Below are 14,304 nucleotides of genomic sequence, written 5' to 3' on the forward strand. Positions count from 1 at the left end.
TAGAATTATTATTTATTATTCCGTTAAAACAAGACTTTATATTCCAAACTTAAAGTCTTGTTTTATTATGTATAATATACATAATAAAACATTGTTATTAGTTTTATAAAAATAGTTTAGGTAGGTGTTTATATGAAAACGATAGGTCTTATAGGTGGTATGAGTTGGGAATCAACTTCTGAATATTATCGAATTATTAATGAAGAAATAAAAGAGAGATTAGGAGGGCTACATTCAGCAAAATGTTTGATTAATAGTGTGGATTTTGAAGAGATTGAACGATGTCAGTCTAGCGGAGATTGGGATGGTGCTGGAGAAATTCTAGGGAATGCGGCATATTCATTACAAAAGGGGGGAGCAGACTTTATAATCATTTGTACAAATACAATGCATAAGGTAGTTGGAAAAATAAAGGCGAAAATTGATATTCCAGTCTTACATATTGCTGATGCAACTGCAAAAGAAATTAAAAGAAAAGACATTCAAAAGGTTGGTCTGCTTGGAACTAAATATACAATGGAGCAAGATTTCTATAAGTCACGTATTGAAGAGCATGATATAAAAATAATAGTACCATCAGGAACAAATAGAGAAAAAGTAAACGAAGTAATATATACAGAATTATGTTTAGGAAAAATAGTAGTTCAATCTAGAGAGTATTATAAAAGGGTTATAGAAGAATTAGTACAAGAAGGAGCACAAGGAATTATATTAGGTTGTACGGAAATAGGTTTATTAATAAAGCAAGAAAACGTATCAGTCCCGATATTTGATACGACCCATATACATGCAATTGAAGCAGTCAAGGTAGCTTTAGATAAATAGATTATAATTATATTATGTAAACTTAATTCGTATATCTGGAAAACATTCAGAAAATATTTTATAATGTAAGTGGTTACATTTAAGGGGGAATGCGTATGTTTTCAGTTCAACCAATCGCATTTGTACATAATGAAAGAAAGGAAATAAAAGATGATGAGTGGGGAGAAGTAAGATCCCGTATAACTTTAACTGAAATGTATGCAGAAGAAAGTATACAAGGGATTGAAGATTTTTCTCATATTGAAGTTGTTTTTTATTTTCATAAAGTAACTGACGAGCAAATTCAGTATTTTGCTAGACATCCTAGAAATAATAAGGATTATCCTGAAGTAGGTATTTTTGCACAGCGCGGAAAAAATCGCCCGAATCGCATAGGTGTAATAATTGTAAAGGTGATCAAAAGAGAAGGTAAATCAATTATTGTTGAGGGATTAGATGCTATTAATGGTACTCCTATATTGGATATAAAACCAATAATGAAAGAGTTTATGCCGAAAGAAGAAATACACCAGCCTAAATGGGCAACGGATATAATGAGACAGTATTGGAAGGGGAATGGAGTAAAATGAGAATATATGAGGCAACAATTGCAGATTTAGAGGGACTAGCATCAGTTTTTAATAACTATCGCATGTTTTATAGGCAGGATTCTGATTTAGAAGGTGCAAAAGTATTTTTACGAAATCGAATTGAGAAAAAAGAGTCCGTTATTTTCGTAGCAGTTGAAGGCGGCGAATATATTGGATTCACGCAACTATATCCATCATTTTCTTCCATTTCAATGAAAGAATTATGGATTTTAAATGATTTATTTGTACAAGCGGCGAAGCGTGGAGCCGGAACAGGTAAAAAATTATTAGAAGCTGCTAAAGAATACGCATTAGAAAATGGAGCAAAAGGTGTAAAATTGCAAACAGAGATTGATAATTTATCAGCACAACGATTATACGCTGAAAATGGCTATTTGAGAGATAATCGTTATTTCCATTACGAATTAACGTTTTAAAAAATTAAGTTGAAAGAGGCATTTTCAAGAAAAAGAATTTCTTTGTAATGAGAAATTCTTTTTTATTTTTGCCTAAATTAAAAAACATGACAAAAATAAAACGATATTTATTTATTGTTAAACAATAAATGTTGTGATAAAATTATGTTGCCATTAAATAAGTGAGGTATTGTAAATGAATCTTAAACGAAGTTCAACAACGTTCTTAAAAGTAATTATTTTTCTTGCTGGAATTTCAGTACTTGCTTTATGCATATTTTTAGTGCCGGAAATGGCGAATTTCGCAGCAAATTTGTATCCTAATATTGCTCCGATGAAATATCTTGTTTTCATTGTGATGTATGGAGCAGCTGTGCCTTTTTACGTTGCTCTTTATCAGGCTTTCAATCTTTTACAGTACATTGATGAGAACACAGCGTTCTCGGAATTATCAGTAAAGGCGTTAAAGAATATAAAGCGCTGTGCAATTACAATCAGTGGTTTGTATGTATTAAGTTTGCCACTTTTTCATTTTATAGCGAAAAAAATGGACCCTCCTATTGGGCTAGTGGGACTCATTATCGTTTTTGCTTCGCTCGTTATCGCCGTTTTTGCTGCTATCCTCCAACGACTTCTACAAGAAGCAATTCACATAAAATCAGAAAATGATTTGACGGTCTGAGGTGGCGGATATGACAATCATTATTAATATTGACGTCATGTTAGCAAAACGAAAAATGAGTGTAACGGAGCTTTCGGAGAAGGTTGGAATTACGATGGCGAATCTTTCTATTTTGAAAAATGGGAAAGCAAAAGCGGTTCGTTTTTCAACATTAGAAGCGATATGTAAAGCTTTGGAGTGTCAGCCAGGGGATATTTTGGAGTATAAAAACGATGAGAATACTCAATAAAAACAGATAACAAATGTAAATAATAGAAGTCAATAAAGAAGGGATAGCCACTAAGCTATTCCTTCTTTACGTTAATTGCTGTTACTAATAAAAAATATAATTTGAATTGCAATGTTTGCGTATCAAAAGGGAACTTGCTACCTTTTGAGGTGATCTGTTTTGTGGAATACAATTATTTGCCAAAAAGGCTATTTTAACTATGTTTTAAATTATTTCGGGTGAATCAAAATTTTCATTTGTATTATAGTTGATTTAAAACCCAGTTTGTTGCATCTTCAAAGTTATCTGCAATGTAGTTTGGTTCAATATGTGCCCATTTGTCTCGGTACGTATGCAAAGCATCATACCCAGCGCCTGTTCGGACTAGAATCGTAGTCGCATTTACTTTTGCTCCTGCAACAATATCAGTCCAACGATCACCAACTACAGCACATTGTGTTAAATTAAGTCCATGTTTTTTTGCTGCTTTAAGCAGCATGCCTGTACTTGGTTTACGGCATTCACAACCATCACCGTGTTTATGAGGACATACATAAATATCATCAAAACCGAAGCCTTCTAATTCTTGTACAAAATCGGCTACAGTTGCTATTCCATCTGCGATACCGGGTTGATTTGTGAAAGAGAAAATTTTTATATTTTTAGCTTTTAGTTTTTGCAAGGATGTTTTTGTGAATGGAAATAATGTAAAGGATCCTGGATAATGTATTGTAGTGTCACCACCAATTGTACCGTCACGATCAATGAAAATTGCTTTAATGTTTGTCATAGTTATAGTCCCTTCACTTTATAAAGTAGTTTAAAAATATTTTACAAATCGGTAGCCATTTACTTCATAACCTAATTTTTTGTAAAAAGGATGAGCTTCTACTCTTTTTGTTCCACTAACTAGCCATGTGCCAATGCAATTATGTTTCTTTGCTAATTGCTCGGCATAATCCATCAAAACTTGTCCAATGCCTTTCCGTCGTATGTTAGAATCAACGCTAATAATTGAAATCTCTCCATAACGTGTTACATCTTCTAAATTTTCACGTATACGAAATCCAAGTAATCCAAATATAGATTCTTCTTCCTCGTAAACATATAAAAAATCAAACGGACTCATTTGTACGAATTGTAGGCGGTTGTTCATATCTTCATAGGAAATAGAGGAACCTTTTAATTCTTTCGTTAAAGAACAAAGTGCGTCTATATCATCTATCGTTGCTTCACGAATTTGAAAAGACATATTATCAACTCCAATAAAATGTAATCAAACATTTAATATTCTGTTAAAAAATGTTTTTTCCTGCTATGAAAATAAATATTTTATAATAATATATAGATAATTATATGTTGTTATTTTCCTTGATTGTATTAGAAATGGAAAGAGGGGAAATACATGTTAGAAGTAAATATCCGCTCAGCTGGATATGAAATAGGCGAAAAAACAATTCATGATATAGCTTTTTCTATCGAAAAAGGTGAACTAGTTACTCTTATTGGAGCGAATGGTGCTGGGAAAAGTACGACGATTAAAACGATACTCGGATTACTTGTAAATATGGACGGTGAAATATCATTCGGTGAAAAGAAAAATCCGTATGCATACGTACCAGAACATCCAACATACTATGATTACTTGACGCTCTGGGAACATATTGAATTATTAATGGCAGCTCGTGGAAGTGAAATGGGAAGTTGCGAAGAACGAGCGGAACAATTATTACATACTTTTCGAATGAATAAGCATAAACATGAGTATTTATCAAAGTTTTCAAAAGGCATGAAACAAAAATCTATGCTAATATTGGAGTTTTTAACTGAGCCAGATTTTTATATCATTGACGAACCTTATATCGGTTTAGATCCAGTAGCTACGAAAGAGTTTTTAAATTATTTATATAAAGAAAAAGAGCGCGGGGCAGGAATTTTACTTTGTACGCACGTATTAGATACTGCTGAAAAAATTTGTGAAAGATTTTTACTCATTTCACAAGGTACATTAGTCGCAGATGGACATTTAGAATCTATTCAAATATTAGCGGAAATGCCGGGTAGTTCATTATTAGACTGCTTTGATGTAATTGTAAGGCGTGAACAACATGATTAAACAACAATTTTATAAGAGATTACGCCATGAACTCCAGCGGAAATGGAAGTCTATATGTTCGGTAACAGATTGGACAGTCGCATTATATATTATTATTCCAGCACTTATATTTATGGGAATCTATTATCGATCGCTATGGATAAATGAATTATCAACGGAAGAGACGATGTATTTCGGATTAGGATTACTCGCATTTTATTTAGTAACATATCCAAGAGGAGTTCGTTCATTTTTTGAGCAAGCGGATAGTTTATTTTTAATTTCGTATGCAACACATATGCGAAAATTAGTCCAGTATGGCATGATGTACACAGTTGTTCGAATAGCGATAACGAATATAATAGTAGTCGTTATTATGTTACCGGTGTTGATGAAAAGTATCGAAGTAACAGAGATACAAGTCCTATTATTTTGGGTATTCTTTACTATATTTCGATTTATGTTGTCGTTGTTAACGAGATTTGTTCATGTACATGTGGGGAAACGATGGATTTTATGGATTGTAAAAAATGTAGTATTTTCTATGAGCGTGTCCTTTTTTGGAATTAGTTTATTTTTTATTTATAAAAATCCGTTGTATTCAATTTTATTTATCGGTCTAGTAATTTTCTTAAGTAGTGTATTAGTAAAAGAGAAAATGAATTATAAAAAGTTCTTTTTTAAAGAAATCGAGAAAGAAAAGGAGGAAAGCATGCGCTGGACGAGCGGAATTATGCAAGTTGGTGGTCATGCGGCTAAACCGAGTAGTTCGAATAAAAAACCGTGGATGTTTCCGCGCTCTAAAAGACTTTTAGGGAAAAAAGCTGATTCTCGTATTGTCGAATCTTTTTTGAAAGAATTTTTCCGTACAAGTACTGCACGAATATTTTATATTCAAATTGTATGTATCAGTACTGCAAGTATAATTATGACTCCAAGGTGGATTGCAGCTATTGTTCTCGTATTTGCTGTAGTTGCAATTTCTCGCTATGCACGTGATTATTGGAATGAATTTACGAATAAGATGTTTCTTCGTTTATATTGTGATGAAGGGAAATTACTATTGTTAAGATGGAAGGCAGATCGTTATTTATTACTACCAGCAATACTTTTATATGGAATAGTTATACTTTCACAGTTTTATTTATTGCCAGCTGTGGTAGGCAGCGTTGTTTTTATTTTATTAATTGTATGGATTGTATTTGTACCATTAAAAAAGAGCCATTGACGGCTCTTTTTCTAGTCTGTAACACATTGATAAATAAAATATACTAAAACGAGTATACTTGCGGCGGAATACATGACATCTAAAGTCATCTGATCGCCTCCTTATTGTTGTTGTATTTTTATTGTATGAAATCTTACAATTTCATATTCAAGTGAAAAATATGTGAACGTTAACAAAAATGTAAAGTGCAAAAATTACAATCATTTTGTATAATAGAAGAAACCACCGTTATATAAAAAATAATGAGTGAAAGGGGAGGGAACATAAATGCCAAATTGGTTTAGAAAAACCTTAGTCGCATTAATTACCGTGTTTACATTTGGTTTAGTGACGCCTCCTTCCATATTACTTGATAATGCCAAAGCTGCGGACAAGCCTACGAGCACAGCTGGGCAACAAAGTTTGGAGAGCACGTCCTATACATATGAAGAAACGAATGACAGGTTAACCACCGATACTTTTATTACTTATGCAATGCAAGAAGCAGAGAAGCAGTCGATGCAAAAGTTTGGTACTAAAATTGGTCCAGTAATTGAAGATGAGTTTAAAGATGTAATATTACCGAAAATTGAAGAGGCAATTGCTGAGCTTGCTAGTGATGTACCAGAAGATTCACTACAATCATTAGCGATTTCTCAAAAACCAGCTGGTGGAAATAATGAGAAGATTTTTCACGTCTACGATACGAAATCTGGAAATGATTTATTGCGTTTCCATGTAAGAAGAGATCATCCACCGCAAGATGGTTATTATTTTAATTTCCATTACCACCGTTTTGATGATGGATACTCTGGACATCATGAGTTAGGAAATATTTATTGGAATACGAATGTACCACCGAAATGGTTGTCTTAAAAAGAACAAGAGAAAATCTTGTTCTTTTTTATTTTTATAGAAGGGACAGACAACTATGTTGTTGAATAACATAGGTTTAGAAAAAAGAAGCAAAGGGAGTATGGGAATGCAAAAATATATTGTTTTTGACTTTGATGGCACATTAGTAGATTCACAAAATATATTTGTACCGATTTATAATCAACTTGCTGAAAAACATGGGTATAAAGCAGTAAAGGAAGACGAAATTGAACATTTACGTAAATTAACGATGCCAGAGAGATGTAAACAACTTAATGTACCACTGTATAAACTACCGATATTAGCGTTGGAATTTTATAAATTATATCAGCCTGCTATAAAAAATCTCGTTTTGTTCCATGGGATGAAAGAAGTATTAGATGAACTACATAAAAAAGGCTACGGAATTGCAGTCATATCATCGAACTCAGAAGAGCATATTCGGGCGTTTTTACACAAGAATGGTATCGAAAATATTCAAGAAGTGTATTGTTCTAAAAATTTGTTTGGTAAAGATAAAATGATAAAAAGATTTTTGAAATCAAAAAAAATAACAGAGAAAGATATGTTATATGTCGGTGATGAACAGCGAGACGTAGCAGCGTGTAAAAAGGCTGGAGTGAACGTAATTTGGGTATCTTGGGGATATGATGTTATTGAAACAGTGAAAAAAGATGCACCAGATTACATGGTTCATAAGCCGATGGAAATTGTGCAAGTAGTACAAGGAGCGTATTCTTAATATGAATACACTGCGAGCAGGCATTCATCATATTGAATTTTGGGTAGCAAATTTAGAGGAATCCATTTCTTTTTATAATAAGTTGTTTTCCATAATTGGGTGGAGAAAGTTAAATGAAGTAGCATATAGCACAGGAGAAAGTGAAATATACTTTAAAGAAGTAGATGAGGAAATTGTAAGGACGTTAGGGCCTAGACATATTTGTTATCAAGCTATTCATAGAGAAGTAGTTGATGAAGTAGCAGATTTTCTTTCTAGTACGAAAGTCAAGGTAATACGTGGTCCAATTGAAATGGATCATTATTCGGAAGGTTATTATACGATTGATTTTTACGATCCGAATGGATTTATTGTAGAAGTTGCCTATACACCAAATGCAGAAATGTAAGGGGAATAGATATGAAGATAATTACAGCATGGCAAAATAATATACAAATAGTAAAAGATGCAGTGGATATTAAAGAAATTTCTAAAGGTTTTTCGCCTGATAAGAAATATATAATTACGAGTACGAATAATGAAAAATATTTATTGCGGACAGGCGATATAAAAGAGTATGAAAGAAAGAAAATAGAGTTTCAAATTTTAAATGAAATGCAAAATCGTAGTGTGCAAGCACAAAAACCAATTGAAATGGGTTTGTTGGCAGAAGAAGGTTTATGCTATGGCATTTTTTCATATTTAGAAGGGGAGGATGCGAAGAAGCTATTGCCTACGTATTCACCAAAAGAACAATATGATATTGGTATAGAGGCAGGAAAAGATTTAGCAAAAATGCATACATATGAAGCTCCTAATAATATACTTCCATGGTATGAAAGAGCAATGAAAAAACATAGTAAATATTTAGAGGCATATAAAACATGTGGAATAAACATAAAAAATGATGATAAAATCATAAAGTTTATTGAAGAAAATGAAATATCTTTAAAGAACCGCCCAAATCGATTTCAACACGATGATTTTCATTTAGAAAATATAATTGTACGGGATGGAAAATATGTAGGTGTTGTTGATTTTAATGGCTACGACTGGGGCGACCCACTTCATGATTTTGTGAAAATTGCACTGTTTGCAAGGGACATTAGTATTCCGTATTCAATCGGACAAATAGAAGGATACTTTAATAGGAAAATACCAGAGGAGTTCTGGAAATTATACACAGTGTACGTTGGCATGACAGTTTTCTCCTCAGTTGTCTGGACATTACGAGCAGCACCGCATATGTTAGAGGATATGTTAGAGCGTCTTACTATAGTTTTAGAGGATCATAATAACTTTGAGTTATCGAAGCCAATTTGGTTTCAACCAGATAAGATTGATATGAAATAGAAAAGGTAGGTGTGATTCGCACCTACCTTTATTTTTTACCATCAAAATACTTATTTAATTTTCTTAAATGTAAGCGGCTGAGTACTTAATGTAGCTGGTACATGTAACTGAAGGGATGGGAATTCACCACTTACATTCATTTCATAAGCGAATAATAAGCTCATTTTCATTTGGAATAAGTCAACTTTTGCAGAGAAGATGTCGTAATGATGATGCCCTAATTGAATATCCATTTCCATAAATTGTGCATATAACGAATCATCTCGTTTGTATACTTGTAATGTTCCGTATGCAGGATGTTCAAAAGTACCAGTATAATCCTCTAACTTGTGCGAAGGTGTAGTCCCTTTAATTTGTTCAGGGAGGGATTCAGTTGCTTCTTTCATCATTTCCTTCATTTTTTTAGTATCTTCTACAGCACGTTTATGCCAATCAATGGATTCTAATTCAAGTAGTTCGTCATAAATTTGATTAGCGAGATAAGTAGGAAGTAATGTTCCTCCAGCATTCGTTAAAATGACAAGGCCTATGTTTTCTGTTGGTATGAATGAAACAAGCGCTGAAAATCCATCGATATTACCGCCATGATGAATCACTTTTTTACCACGATAAGCGCTAATAAACCAACCAAGACCGTAACTATTTAATGGAGATTCAGGGAGTGATAAAACCGGTTGGTCTGGAATTGAATTGTGTGGTGTATACATTTGTTGTAATAATTCAGAGGAGATTAATTCATGATCTCCAAATTTTCCTTCATTTAAGTGGAGAAGTACCCAATGTGCCATATCTTCAATTGTGGAATTAATACACCCAGCAGCGCCAACTGTATCGATGTTACGGAATGGAACTGCTTTTATTTCACCGTCATTTTCAATGTAAGGTAAAGCATAATCATCTGTAGTTTGTGAATCGTTAACAGAGAAGTTTGTATGTCTCATATTTAAAGGTTCTAAAATATGTTCTGTAGTGTACTGCTCCCACGTTTGATTTGTAATGTTTTCAACAATGTAGCTAATTGTTGCATACATTAAGTTGTTATATAGAAATGCAGTCCGGAACGGTGCATCAAGTGGTAAATGTTTTATTTTTTCAACGAGATCTTTTCGAGATAAGGAAGAACTGTACCAAAGAGCCTCATGACGACTCACTCCAGTTCGATGAGAAGCTAAATCCCGTCCTGTAACTTGTGAGCTAGCAAGTAGTTCAGATAAAGTAAAGTTAGGTATATAAGACTGGATAGGGGTATCCCAATTAAACTTTTTTTGCTGTGCTAACAAGCTTAATGAAAGTGTGCCAAATGCTTTCGTTGAGGAACCGATTGCGAATCGAGTATTCGGTGTAACAGCCTCTTTTGTTTCTATATTACGATAGCCAAAACCTTCTGAAATAATAACTTCACCGTCTTTTATAACAGCGACAGCAGCACCAGGAACATTTAAATCCTTCATCATTTTTTCAACCGTTGTTTGTAAAGAAGTCATAACAGGCGTTTCAATTTTAGACATACTTCTAACCTCCAAATATAAATTTTGTTCTACCGCACTATACTTTCGGTAATAGAAAATGAAAACCTTTTTATATTCGGAAAGTTAATAATTTTGTAAGAATTAGCGCAAGAAATTTTATTAATTAGGATTATTAAATTTATCATTTTTCATGTTATGATAAATTGCATATACGATTGAAAGAAGGTTTTCCTACATATGAAACATGCTGAAAATGAATACTTAAATTTATGCCGCCATGTAATGGAACATGGTACGAAGAAAGAAGACCGTACAGGGACAGGCACTGTATCTGTATTTGGATATCAAATGCGTTTTGATCTAAGTAAAGGTTTTCCTTTATTAACAACAAAGAGAGTACCGTTTCGCCTTGTAGCAAGTGAACTGCTTTGGTTTATGAAAGGTGATACAAATATTCGCTATTTATTGCAGCATAATAATAACATTTGGAATGAATGGGCTTTTAAGAGCTGGGTAGAAAGTGATGAGTATACTGGTCCTGACATGACTGATTTTGGTCTTCGCTCACAACAAGATGAAGAATTTAAAGTACAGTACGACGAGCAAATGGAATTGTTTAAAAAGAACGTTTTAGAAGATGATGAGTTCTCAAATAAATATGGTTATTTAGGAGACGTTTACGGTAAACAGTGGCGTGCTTGGAAAACGACAGCTGGTGAGACACTTGATCAATTAAAAGATGTAATTGAAATGATTAAAAAAACACCAGACTCACGTCGTTTAATCGTTTCTGCTTGGAATCCAGAAGATGTACCAAGTATGGCCTTACCGCCTTGTCATACGCTATTCCAGTTTTATGTAGCAGATGGAAAGCTTTCTTGTCAGTTATATCAAAGAAGTGGTGACATATTCCTTGGAATTCCATTTAACATTGCAAGTTACTCACTACTAACACATTTAATTGCACATGAATGCGGACTTGAAGTGGGAGAATTTGTTCATACAATTGGTGATGCACACATTTATACAAATCATTTTGAACAAGTAGAAAAGCAATTGGCACGTGAACCACGTCCATTCCCGAAACTTACATTAAATCCAGATGTGAAATCTGTTTTCGATTTTGAAATGGAAGATTTAACGATTGAAGGATACGATCCGCATCCAGCAATTAAAGCACCGGTTGCAGTATAATTGTAGAGGAGATGAAAAAATGATTGTTTCATTTATGGTCGCTATGGACGAAAATAGAGTAATTGGTAAAGATAATAATTTACCTTGGCGTTTACCGAGTGAATTACAATACGTGAAGAAAACAACGATGGGTCACCCGCTTATTATGGGAAGAAAGAACTATGAAGCGATTGGTAGACCACTGCCTGGAAGACGTAATATTATTGTAACTCGTAATGAAGGGTATCATGTTGAAGGCTGTGAAGTTGTTCATTCTGTAGAAGAAGTGTTTGAACTATGTAAAAATGAAGAAGAGATTTTTATTTTTGGTGGAGCGCAAATTTACGATCTCTTTTTACCTTATGTAGACAAGTTATATATAACAAAAATCCATCATGCATTTGAAGGAGATACATTCTTCCCAGAAATAGATATGACAAATTGGAAAGAGATTTTTGTAGAAAAAGGTTTAACGGATGAAAAAAACCCATATACGTATTATTACCATGTATATGAGAAACAACAATAATAAAAAAGATTGATGTGAGAATTCGCATCAATCTTTTTATTTATATTCACCAATATAAGTTTATAGATGAGATTCGATAGTGCTATAATGATAGGTAGCATGTAAAAATGCTAAAATTTTCAAAAGTACTAATATAGAAAGAGGAGGAGAATCGATTGAGAAAGATATGGGGGATTCTTTTTCTTTGCTTAACATTCATGTTAGTTGGATGTGGTAAAGAAGAAAAACCACAAGAAGCGTTTGATACATATGTAAAAGCGTGGAATAAACAAAAATTTGCAGATATGTATGATCAACTATCAAAAAATGCAAAAAAAGATATTTCAAAGAAAGAGTTTACTGAGAAATATGAAAAAATTTATTCTGGTATCGAAGTGAAAGACTTAAAGGTAGAAACAGGGGAAGTAAAAGAAGATAAAAAAGATGAAGGCCCTGTTCCTTTTAAAGTAAGCATGGATACAGTTGGTGGTAAAATTACATTTGGTCATGAAGCAAAAATGGTGAAAGAAAAAGATGGAGATAAAGAATCTTGGAAAATAGATTGGACTCCTGATTTTATTTTCCCAGGCATGACGAAAGATAGTAAAGTGCGTATGCAGACAACACAGCCAAAACGTGGTGAAATATACGATCGTAATGGAAAAGGTCTTGCAACGAATGGGAAAGCTTCTGAAATCGGATTGATTCCTGAAAAGTTAGGCGATACTGCTCCGCAAACGAAAGAAACAGTAGCGAAGTTATTAAATATGTCTGTAGAAGAAATTGATCAAAAATTAGCTGCTAAATGGGTAAAACCAGGGTATCTCGTACCAATTGGAATTTTGCCTGAAGGGGCAACACAAAATACGTACATTGATTTACCAGGTGTTTCAACAAAACCTGTAAATGTTCGTACATATCCGTTAGGGGAAGCGGCAGCTCATCTGACTGGTTATATTGGAAAGGTAAATGCTGAAGATTTAAAAACGCTACAAAAGAAAGGCTATCAAGCTGATGACCCAGTTGGGAAAACTGGTTTAGAGCAAGTATTAGAGGAAAAGTTACGCGGTAAAAAAGGTGGCCGTGTCTTTGTAGAAGATGCGCAAGGAAAAGAAATTAAAAACTTGGCAAAAACAGATGCTGTTGATGGAGAAAATGTAACTTTAACTATTGATAGTGCTGTTCAAGAAAAAACGTATAATGAAATGAAGGGTGAAGCTGGTTCAAGTGCAGCAATTAATCCGAAAAGTGGAGAAACAATTGCACTAGTAAGTAGTCCAGCATATGATCCTAATATAATTGCACGAGGGACATCGAAGGCACAACGCGAAGCTTGGAATAATGATCCGAAAAAACCAATGACAAATCGCTTTACACAATTGTCGGTACCAGGTTCTGTATTTAAACCTATTACAGCTGCAATTGGTCTTGAAACGAAAACGATTGATCCAAAAGAAGAGTTGAAAATTGAAGGATTAAAATGGACAAAAGATTCTTCTTGGGGTAATTACTATGTAACGCGTGTGAAAGATGCAAATCCGATTGATCTTGATAAGGCGATGAAATACTCGGATAATATTTACTTCGCACAAGAAGCTTTGAAAATCGGAAAAGACAAGTTTATGAGTGAAGCAAAAAAATTCGGATTCGATGAGAAACTACCAATTGAATATGGATTCCCTGCTTCTAAAATTGCAAATGACGGCATTAAAAATGATATTCAAATGGCAGATACGGGATATGGACAAGGACAAGTATTAATGACTCCTCTTCATTTAGCTTTAACGTATGCGCCAATTGTAAATGATGGAACGATTCCGTCACCGTATATTATTAAAACAGATAAACAACCAAAAGCTTGGAAAGAAAATGTAATTTCTAAAGGAAATCAGGATATATTAAAAACTGCAATGACGAAAGTAATTAATGATCCAGATGGTACAGGGAAAATTGCTAAAATTGATGGCATGACTCTTGCTGGAAAAACAGGTACAGCGGAATTAAAAGTATCAAAAGAGGCCGAAGGAAAAGAACTAGGTTGGTTCGCTGCATTTGATTTAAATTCCCCAGATATGGTCATTACAATGATGATTGAAGATGTAAAAGGTAGAGGCGGAAGTAATATTCCAGCTGAAAAAGTAAAACATGTATTTCAAAAATAATATGTAATAGTAGGCTATCTCTATAAGTTGTAGAGGTAGC

General features: G+C 33.6%; 17 protein-coding genes. 14 read left to right on the forward strand and 3 right to left on the reverse strand.

Going from position 1 to position 14,304, the window contains the following annotated elements:
* Positions 1-132 precede the first annotated feature (132 nt).
* The 5 genes from NST90_RS10670 (at position 133) to NST90_RS10690 (ending at position 2,721) form a co-directional block, all read left to right on the forward strand.
* Positions 133-825, forward strand: coding sequence for an aspartate/glutamate racemase family protein (locus tag NST90_RS10670; RefSeq protein ID WP_000848568.1), 693 nt, complete (start codon positions 133-135; stop codon positions 823-825).
* Between the two features lie 95 nt (positions 826-920).
* Positions 921-1,394 carry an SAM-dependent methyltransferase gene (locus NST90_RS10675; protein ID WP_048558270.1) on the forward strand — a complete coding sequence of 158 codons (474 nt, stop codon included), beginning with the start codon at positions 921-923 and terminating at the stop codon, positions 1,392-1,394.
* A complete protein-coding gene (locus tag NST90_RS10680; RefSeq protein WP_001223881.1) occupies positions 1,391-1,831 on the forward strand; it encodes a GNAT family N-acetyltransferase in 441 nt (146 codons plus the stop codon). The genes NST90_RS10675 and NST90_RS10680 overlap by 4 nt, the downstream gene beginning before the upstream one ends.
* A 175-nt stretch (positions 1,832-2,006) precedes the next feature.
* Positions 2,007-2,492, forward strand: a complete 486-nt coding sequence (locus NST90_RS10685; RefSeq protein WP_006925119.1) for a DUF2975 domain-containing protein — start codon at positions 2,007-2,009, stop codon at positions 2,490-2,492.
* 10 nt (positions 2,493-2,502) lie between these two features.
* Complete coding sequence (locus tag NST90_RS10690; protein WP_000152534.1) at positions 2,503-2,721, forward strand: helix-turn-helix transcriptional regulator; 219 nt, start codon at positions 2,503-2,505, stop codon at positions 2,719-2,721.
* A gap of 241 nt (positions 2,722-2,962) precedes the next feature.
* On the opposite strand, the gene NST90_RS10695 is transcribed toward NST90_RS10690, so the two are convergent.
* Together NST90_RS10695 and NST90_RS10700 are read right to left on the reverse strand one after the other, a co-directional pair.
* A complete protein-coding gene (locus tag NST90_RS10695) occupies positions 2,963-3,490 on the reverse strand; it encodes an HAD-IIIA family hydrolase (RefSeq protein ID WP_000181785.1) in 528 nt (175 codons plus the stop codon).
* Positions 3,491-3,520: 30 nt separating this feature from the next.
* Positions 3,521-3,952 carry a GNAT family N-acetyltransferase gene (locus NST90_RS10700; protein WP_006925122.1) on the reverse strand — a complete coding sequence of 144 codons (432 nt, stop codon included), beginning with the start codon at positions 3,950-3,952 and terminating at the stop codon, positions 3,521-3,523.
* 153 nt (positions 3,953-4,105) lie between these two features.
* Between NST90_RS10700 and NST90_RS10705 the strand changes: the two genes are divergently transcribed.
* The 6 genes from NST90_RS10705 (at position 4,106) to NST90_RS10730 (ending at position 8,952) form a co-directional block, all read left to right on the forward strand.
* Positions 4,106-4,816 carry an ABC transporter ATP-binding protein gene (locus NST90_RS10705; RefSeq protein WP_048558271.1) on the forward strand — a complete coding sequence of 237 codons (711 nt, stop codon included), beginning with the start codon at positions 4,106-4,108 and terminating at the stop codon, positions 4,814-4,816.
* A complete protein-coding gene (locus NST90_RS10710; protein ID WP_048558272.1) occupies positions 4,809-6,023 on the forward strand; it encodes an ABC transporter permease in 1,215 nt (404 codons plus the stop codon). Before NST90_RS10705 ends, NST90_RS10710 begins: the two co-directional genes overlap by 8 nt.
* Positions 6,024-6,290: 267 nt before the next feature.
* The gene (locus tag NST90_RS10715; protein WP_001134421.1) at positions 6,291-6,878 is read left to right on the forward strand and encodes a YpjP family protein; all 588 of its coding nucleotides are present in this window, start codon (positions 6,291-6,293) and stop codon (positions 6,876-6,878) included.
* A gap of 106 nt (positions 6,879-6,984) precedes the next feature.
* Entirely contained in the window at positions 6,985-7,620 is a 636-nt protein-coding gene (locus tag NST90_RS10720) for an HAD family hydrolase (RefSeq protein WP_025687389.1), read from the forward strand.
* 1 nt (position 7,621) lies between these two features.
* On the forward strand, positions 7,622-8,008 hold the full coding sequence (locus NST90_RS10725) for a VOC family protein (protein WP_001094666.1): 387 nt from the start codon (positions 7,622-7,624) through the stop codon (positions 8,006-8,008).
* 11 nt (positions 8,009-8,019) lie between these two features.
* Entirely contained in the window at positions 8,020-8,952 is a 933-nt protein-coding gene (locus NST90_RS10730) for an aminoglycoside phosphotransferase family protein (protein ID WP_000692085.1), read from the forward strand.
* 50 nt (positions 8,953-9,002) lie between these two features.
* Here the strand turns inward: NST90_RS10730 and NST90_RS10735 are convergent, their stop codons facing one another.
* Positions 9,003-10,460 carry a serine hydrolase gene (locus NST90_RS10735; protein ID WP_000034343.1) on the reverse strand — a complete coding sequence of 486 codons (1,458 nt, stop codon included), beginning with the start codon at positions 10,458-10,460 and terminating at the stop codon, positions 9,003-9,005.
* Between the two features lie 198 nt (positions 10,461-10,658).
* On the opposite strand from NST90_RS10735, the gene NST90_RS10740 reads away from it, so the two are divergent.
* The 3 genes from NST90_RS10740 to pbpC all read left to right on the forward strand — a co-directional run bounded on the left by NST90_RS10740 (position 10,659) and on the right by pbpC (position 14,264).
* Positions 10,659-11,615 carry a thymidylate synthase gene (locus NST90_RS10740; RefSeq protein WP_000679609.1) on the forward strand — a complete coding sequence of 319 codons (957 nt, stop codon included), beginning with the start codon at positions 10,659-10,661 and terminating at the stop codon, positions 11,613-11,615.
* Between the two features lie 19 nt (positions 11,616-11,634).
* The gene (locus NST90_RS10745; protein ID WP_000637205.1) at positions 11,635-12,123 is read left to right on the forward strand and encodes a dihydrofolate reductase; all 489 of its coding nucleotides are present in this window, start codon (positions 11,635-11,637) and stop codon (positions 12,121-12,123) included.
* Between the two features lie 155 nt (positions 12,124-12,278).
* Positions 12,279-14,264, forward strand: a complete 1,986-nt coding sequence (pbpC, locus tag NST90_RS10750) for a penicillin-binding protein 3 (protein WP_283748185.1) — start codon at positions 12,279-12,281, stop codon at positions 14,262-14,264.
* Positions 14,265-14,304 lie beyond the last annotated feature (40 nt).

Source organism: Bacillus sp. FSL E2-8900, assembly GCF_037966225.1.
In the GTDB taxonomy this organism is placed as follows: domain Bacteria; phylum Bacillota; class Bacilli; order Bacillales; family Bacillaceae_G; genus Bacillus_A; species Bacillus_A cereus.

Coding starts and splice junctions, on each gene's coding strand:
- NST90_RS10670 (WP_000848568.1), top strand. CDS start 133: ATGAAAACGATAGGTCTTATAGGTGGTATGAGTTGGGAATCAACTTCT.
- NST90_RS10675 (WP_048558270.1), top strand. CDS start 921: ATGTTTTCAGTTCAACCAATCGCATTTGTACATAATGAAAGAAAGGAA.
- NST90_RS10680 (WP_001223881.1), top strand. CDS start 1,391: ATGAGAATATATGAGGCAACAATTGCAGATTTAGAGGGACTAGCATCA.
- NST90_RS10685 (WP_006925119.1), top strand. CDS start 2,007: ATGAATCTTAAACGAAGTTCAACAACGTTCTTAAAAGTAATTATTTTT.
- NST90_RS10690 (WP_000152534.1), top strand. CDS start 2,503: ATGACAATCATTATTAATATTGACGTCATGTTAGCAAAACGAAAAATG.
- NST90_RS10695 (WP_000181785.1), bottom strand. CDS start 3,490: ATGACAAACATTAAAGCAATTTTCATTGATCGTGACGGTACAATTGGT.
- NST90_RS10700 (WP_006925122.1), bottom strand. CDS start 3,952: ATGTCTTTTCAAATTCGTGAAGCAACGATAGATGATATAGACGCACTT.
- NST90_RS10705 (WP_048558271.1), top strand. CDS start 4,106: ATGTTAGAAGTAAATATCCGCTCAGCTGGATATGAAATAGGCGAAAAA.
- NST90_RS10710 (WP_048558272.1), top strand. CDS start 4,809: ATGATTAAACAACAATTTTATAAGAGATTACGCCATGAACTCCAGCGG.
- NST90_RS10715 (WP_001134421.1), top strand. CDS start 6,291: ATGCCAAATTGGTTTAGAAAAACCTTAGTCGCATTAATTACCGTGTTT.
- NST90_RS10720 (WP_025687389.1), top strand. CDS start 6,985: ATGCAAAAATATATTGTTTTTGACTTTGATGGCACATTAGTAGATTCA.
- NST90_RS10725 (WP_001094666.1), top strand. CDS start 7,622: ATGAATACACTGCGAGCAGGCATTCATCATATTGAATTTTGGGTAGCA.
- NST90_RS10730 (WP_000692085.1), top strand. CDS start 8,020: ATGAAGATAATTACAGCATGGCAAAATAATATACAAATAGTAAAAGAT.
- NST90_RS10735 (WP_000034343.1), bottom strand. CDS start 10,460: ATGTCTAAAATTGAAACGCCTGTTATGACTTCTTTACAAACAACGGTT.
- NST90_RS10740 (WP_000679609.1), top strand. CDS start 10,659: ATGAAACATGCTGAAAATGAATACTTAAATTTATGCCGCCATGTAATG.
- NST90_RS10745 (WP_000637205.1), top strand. CDS start 11,635: ATGATTGTTTCATTTATGGTCGCTATGGACGAAAATAGAGTAATTGGT.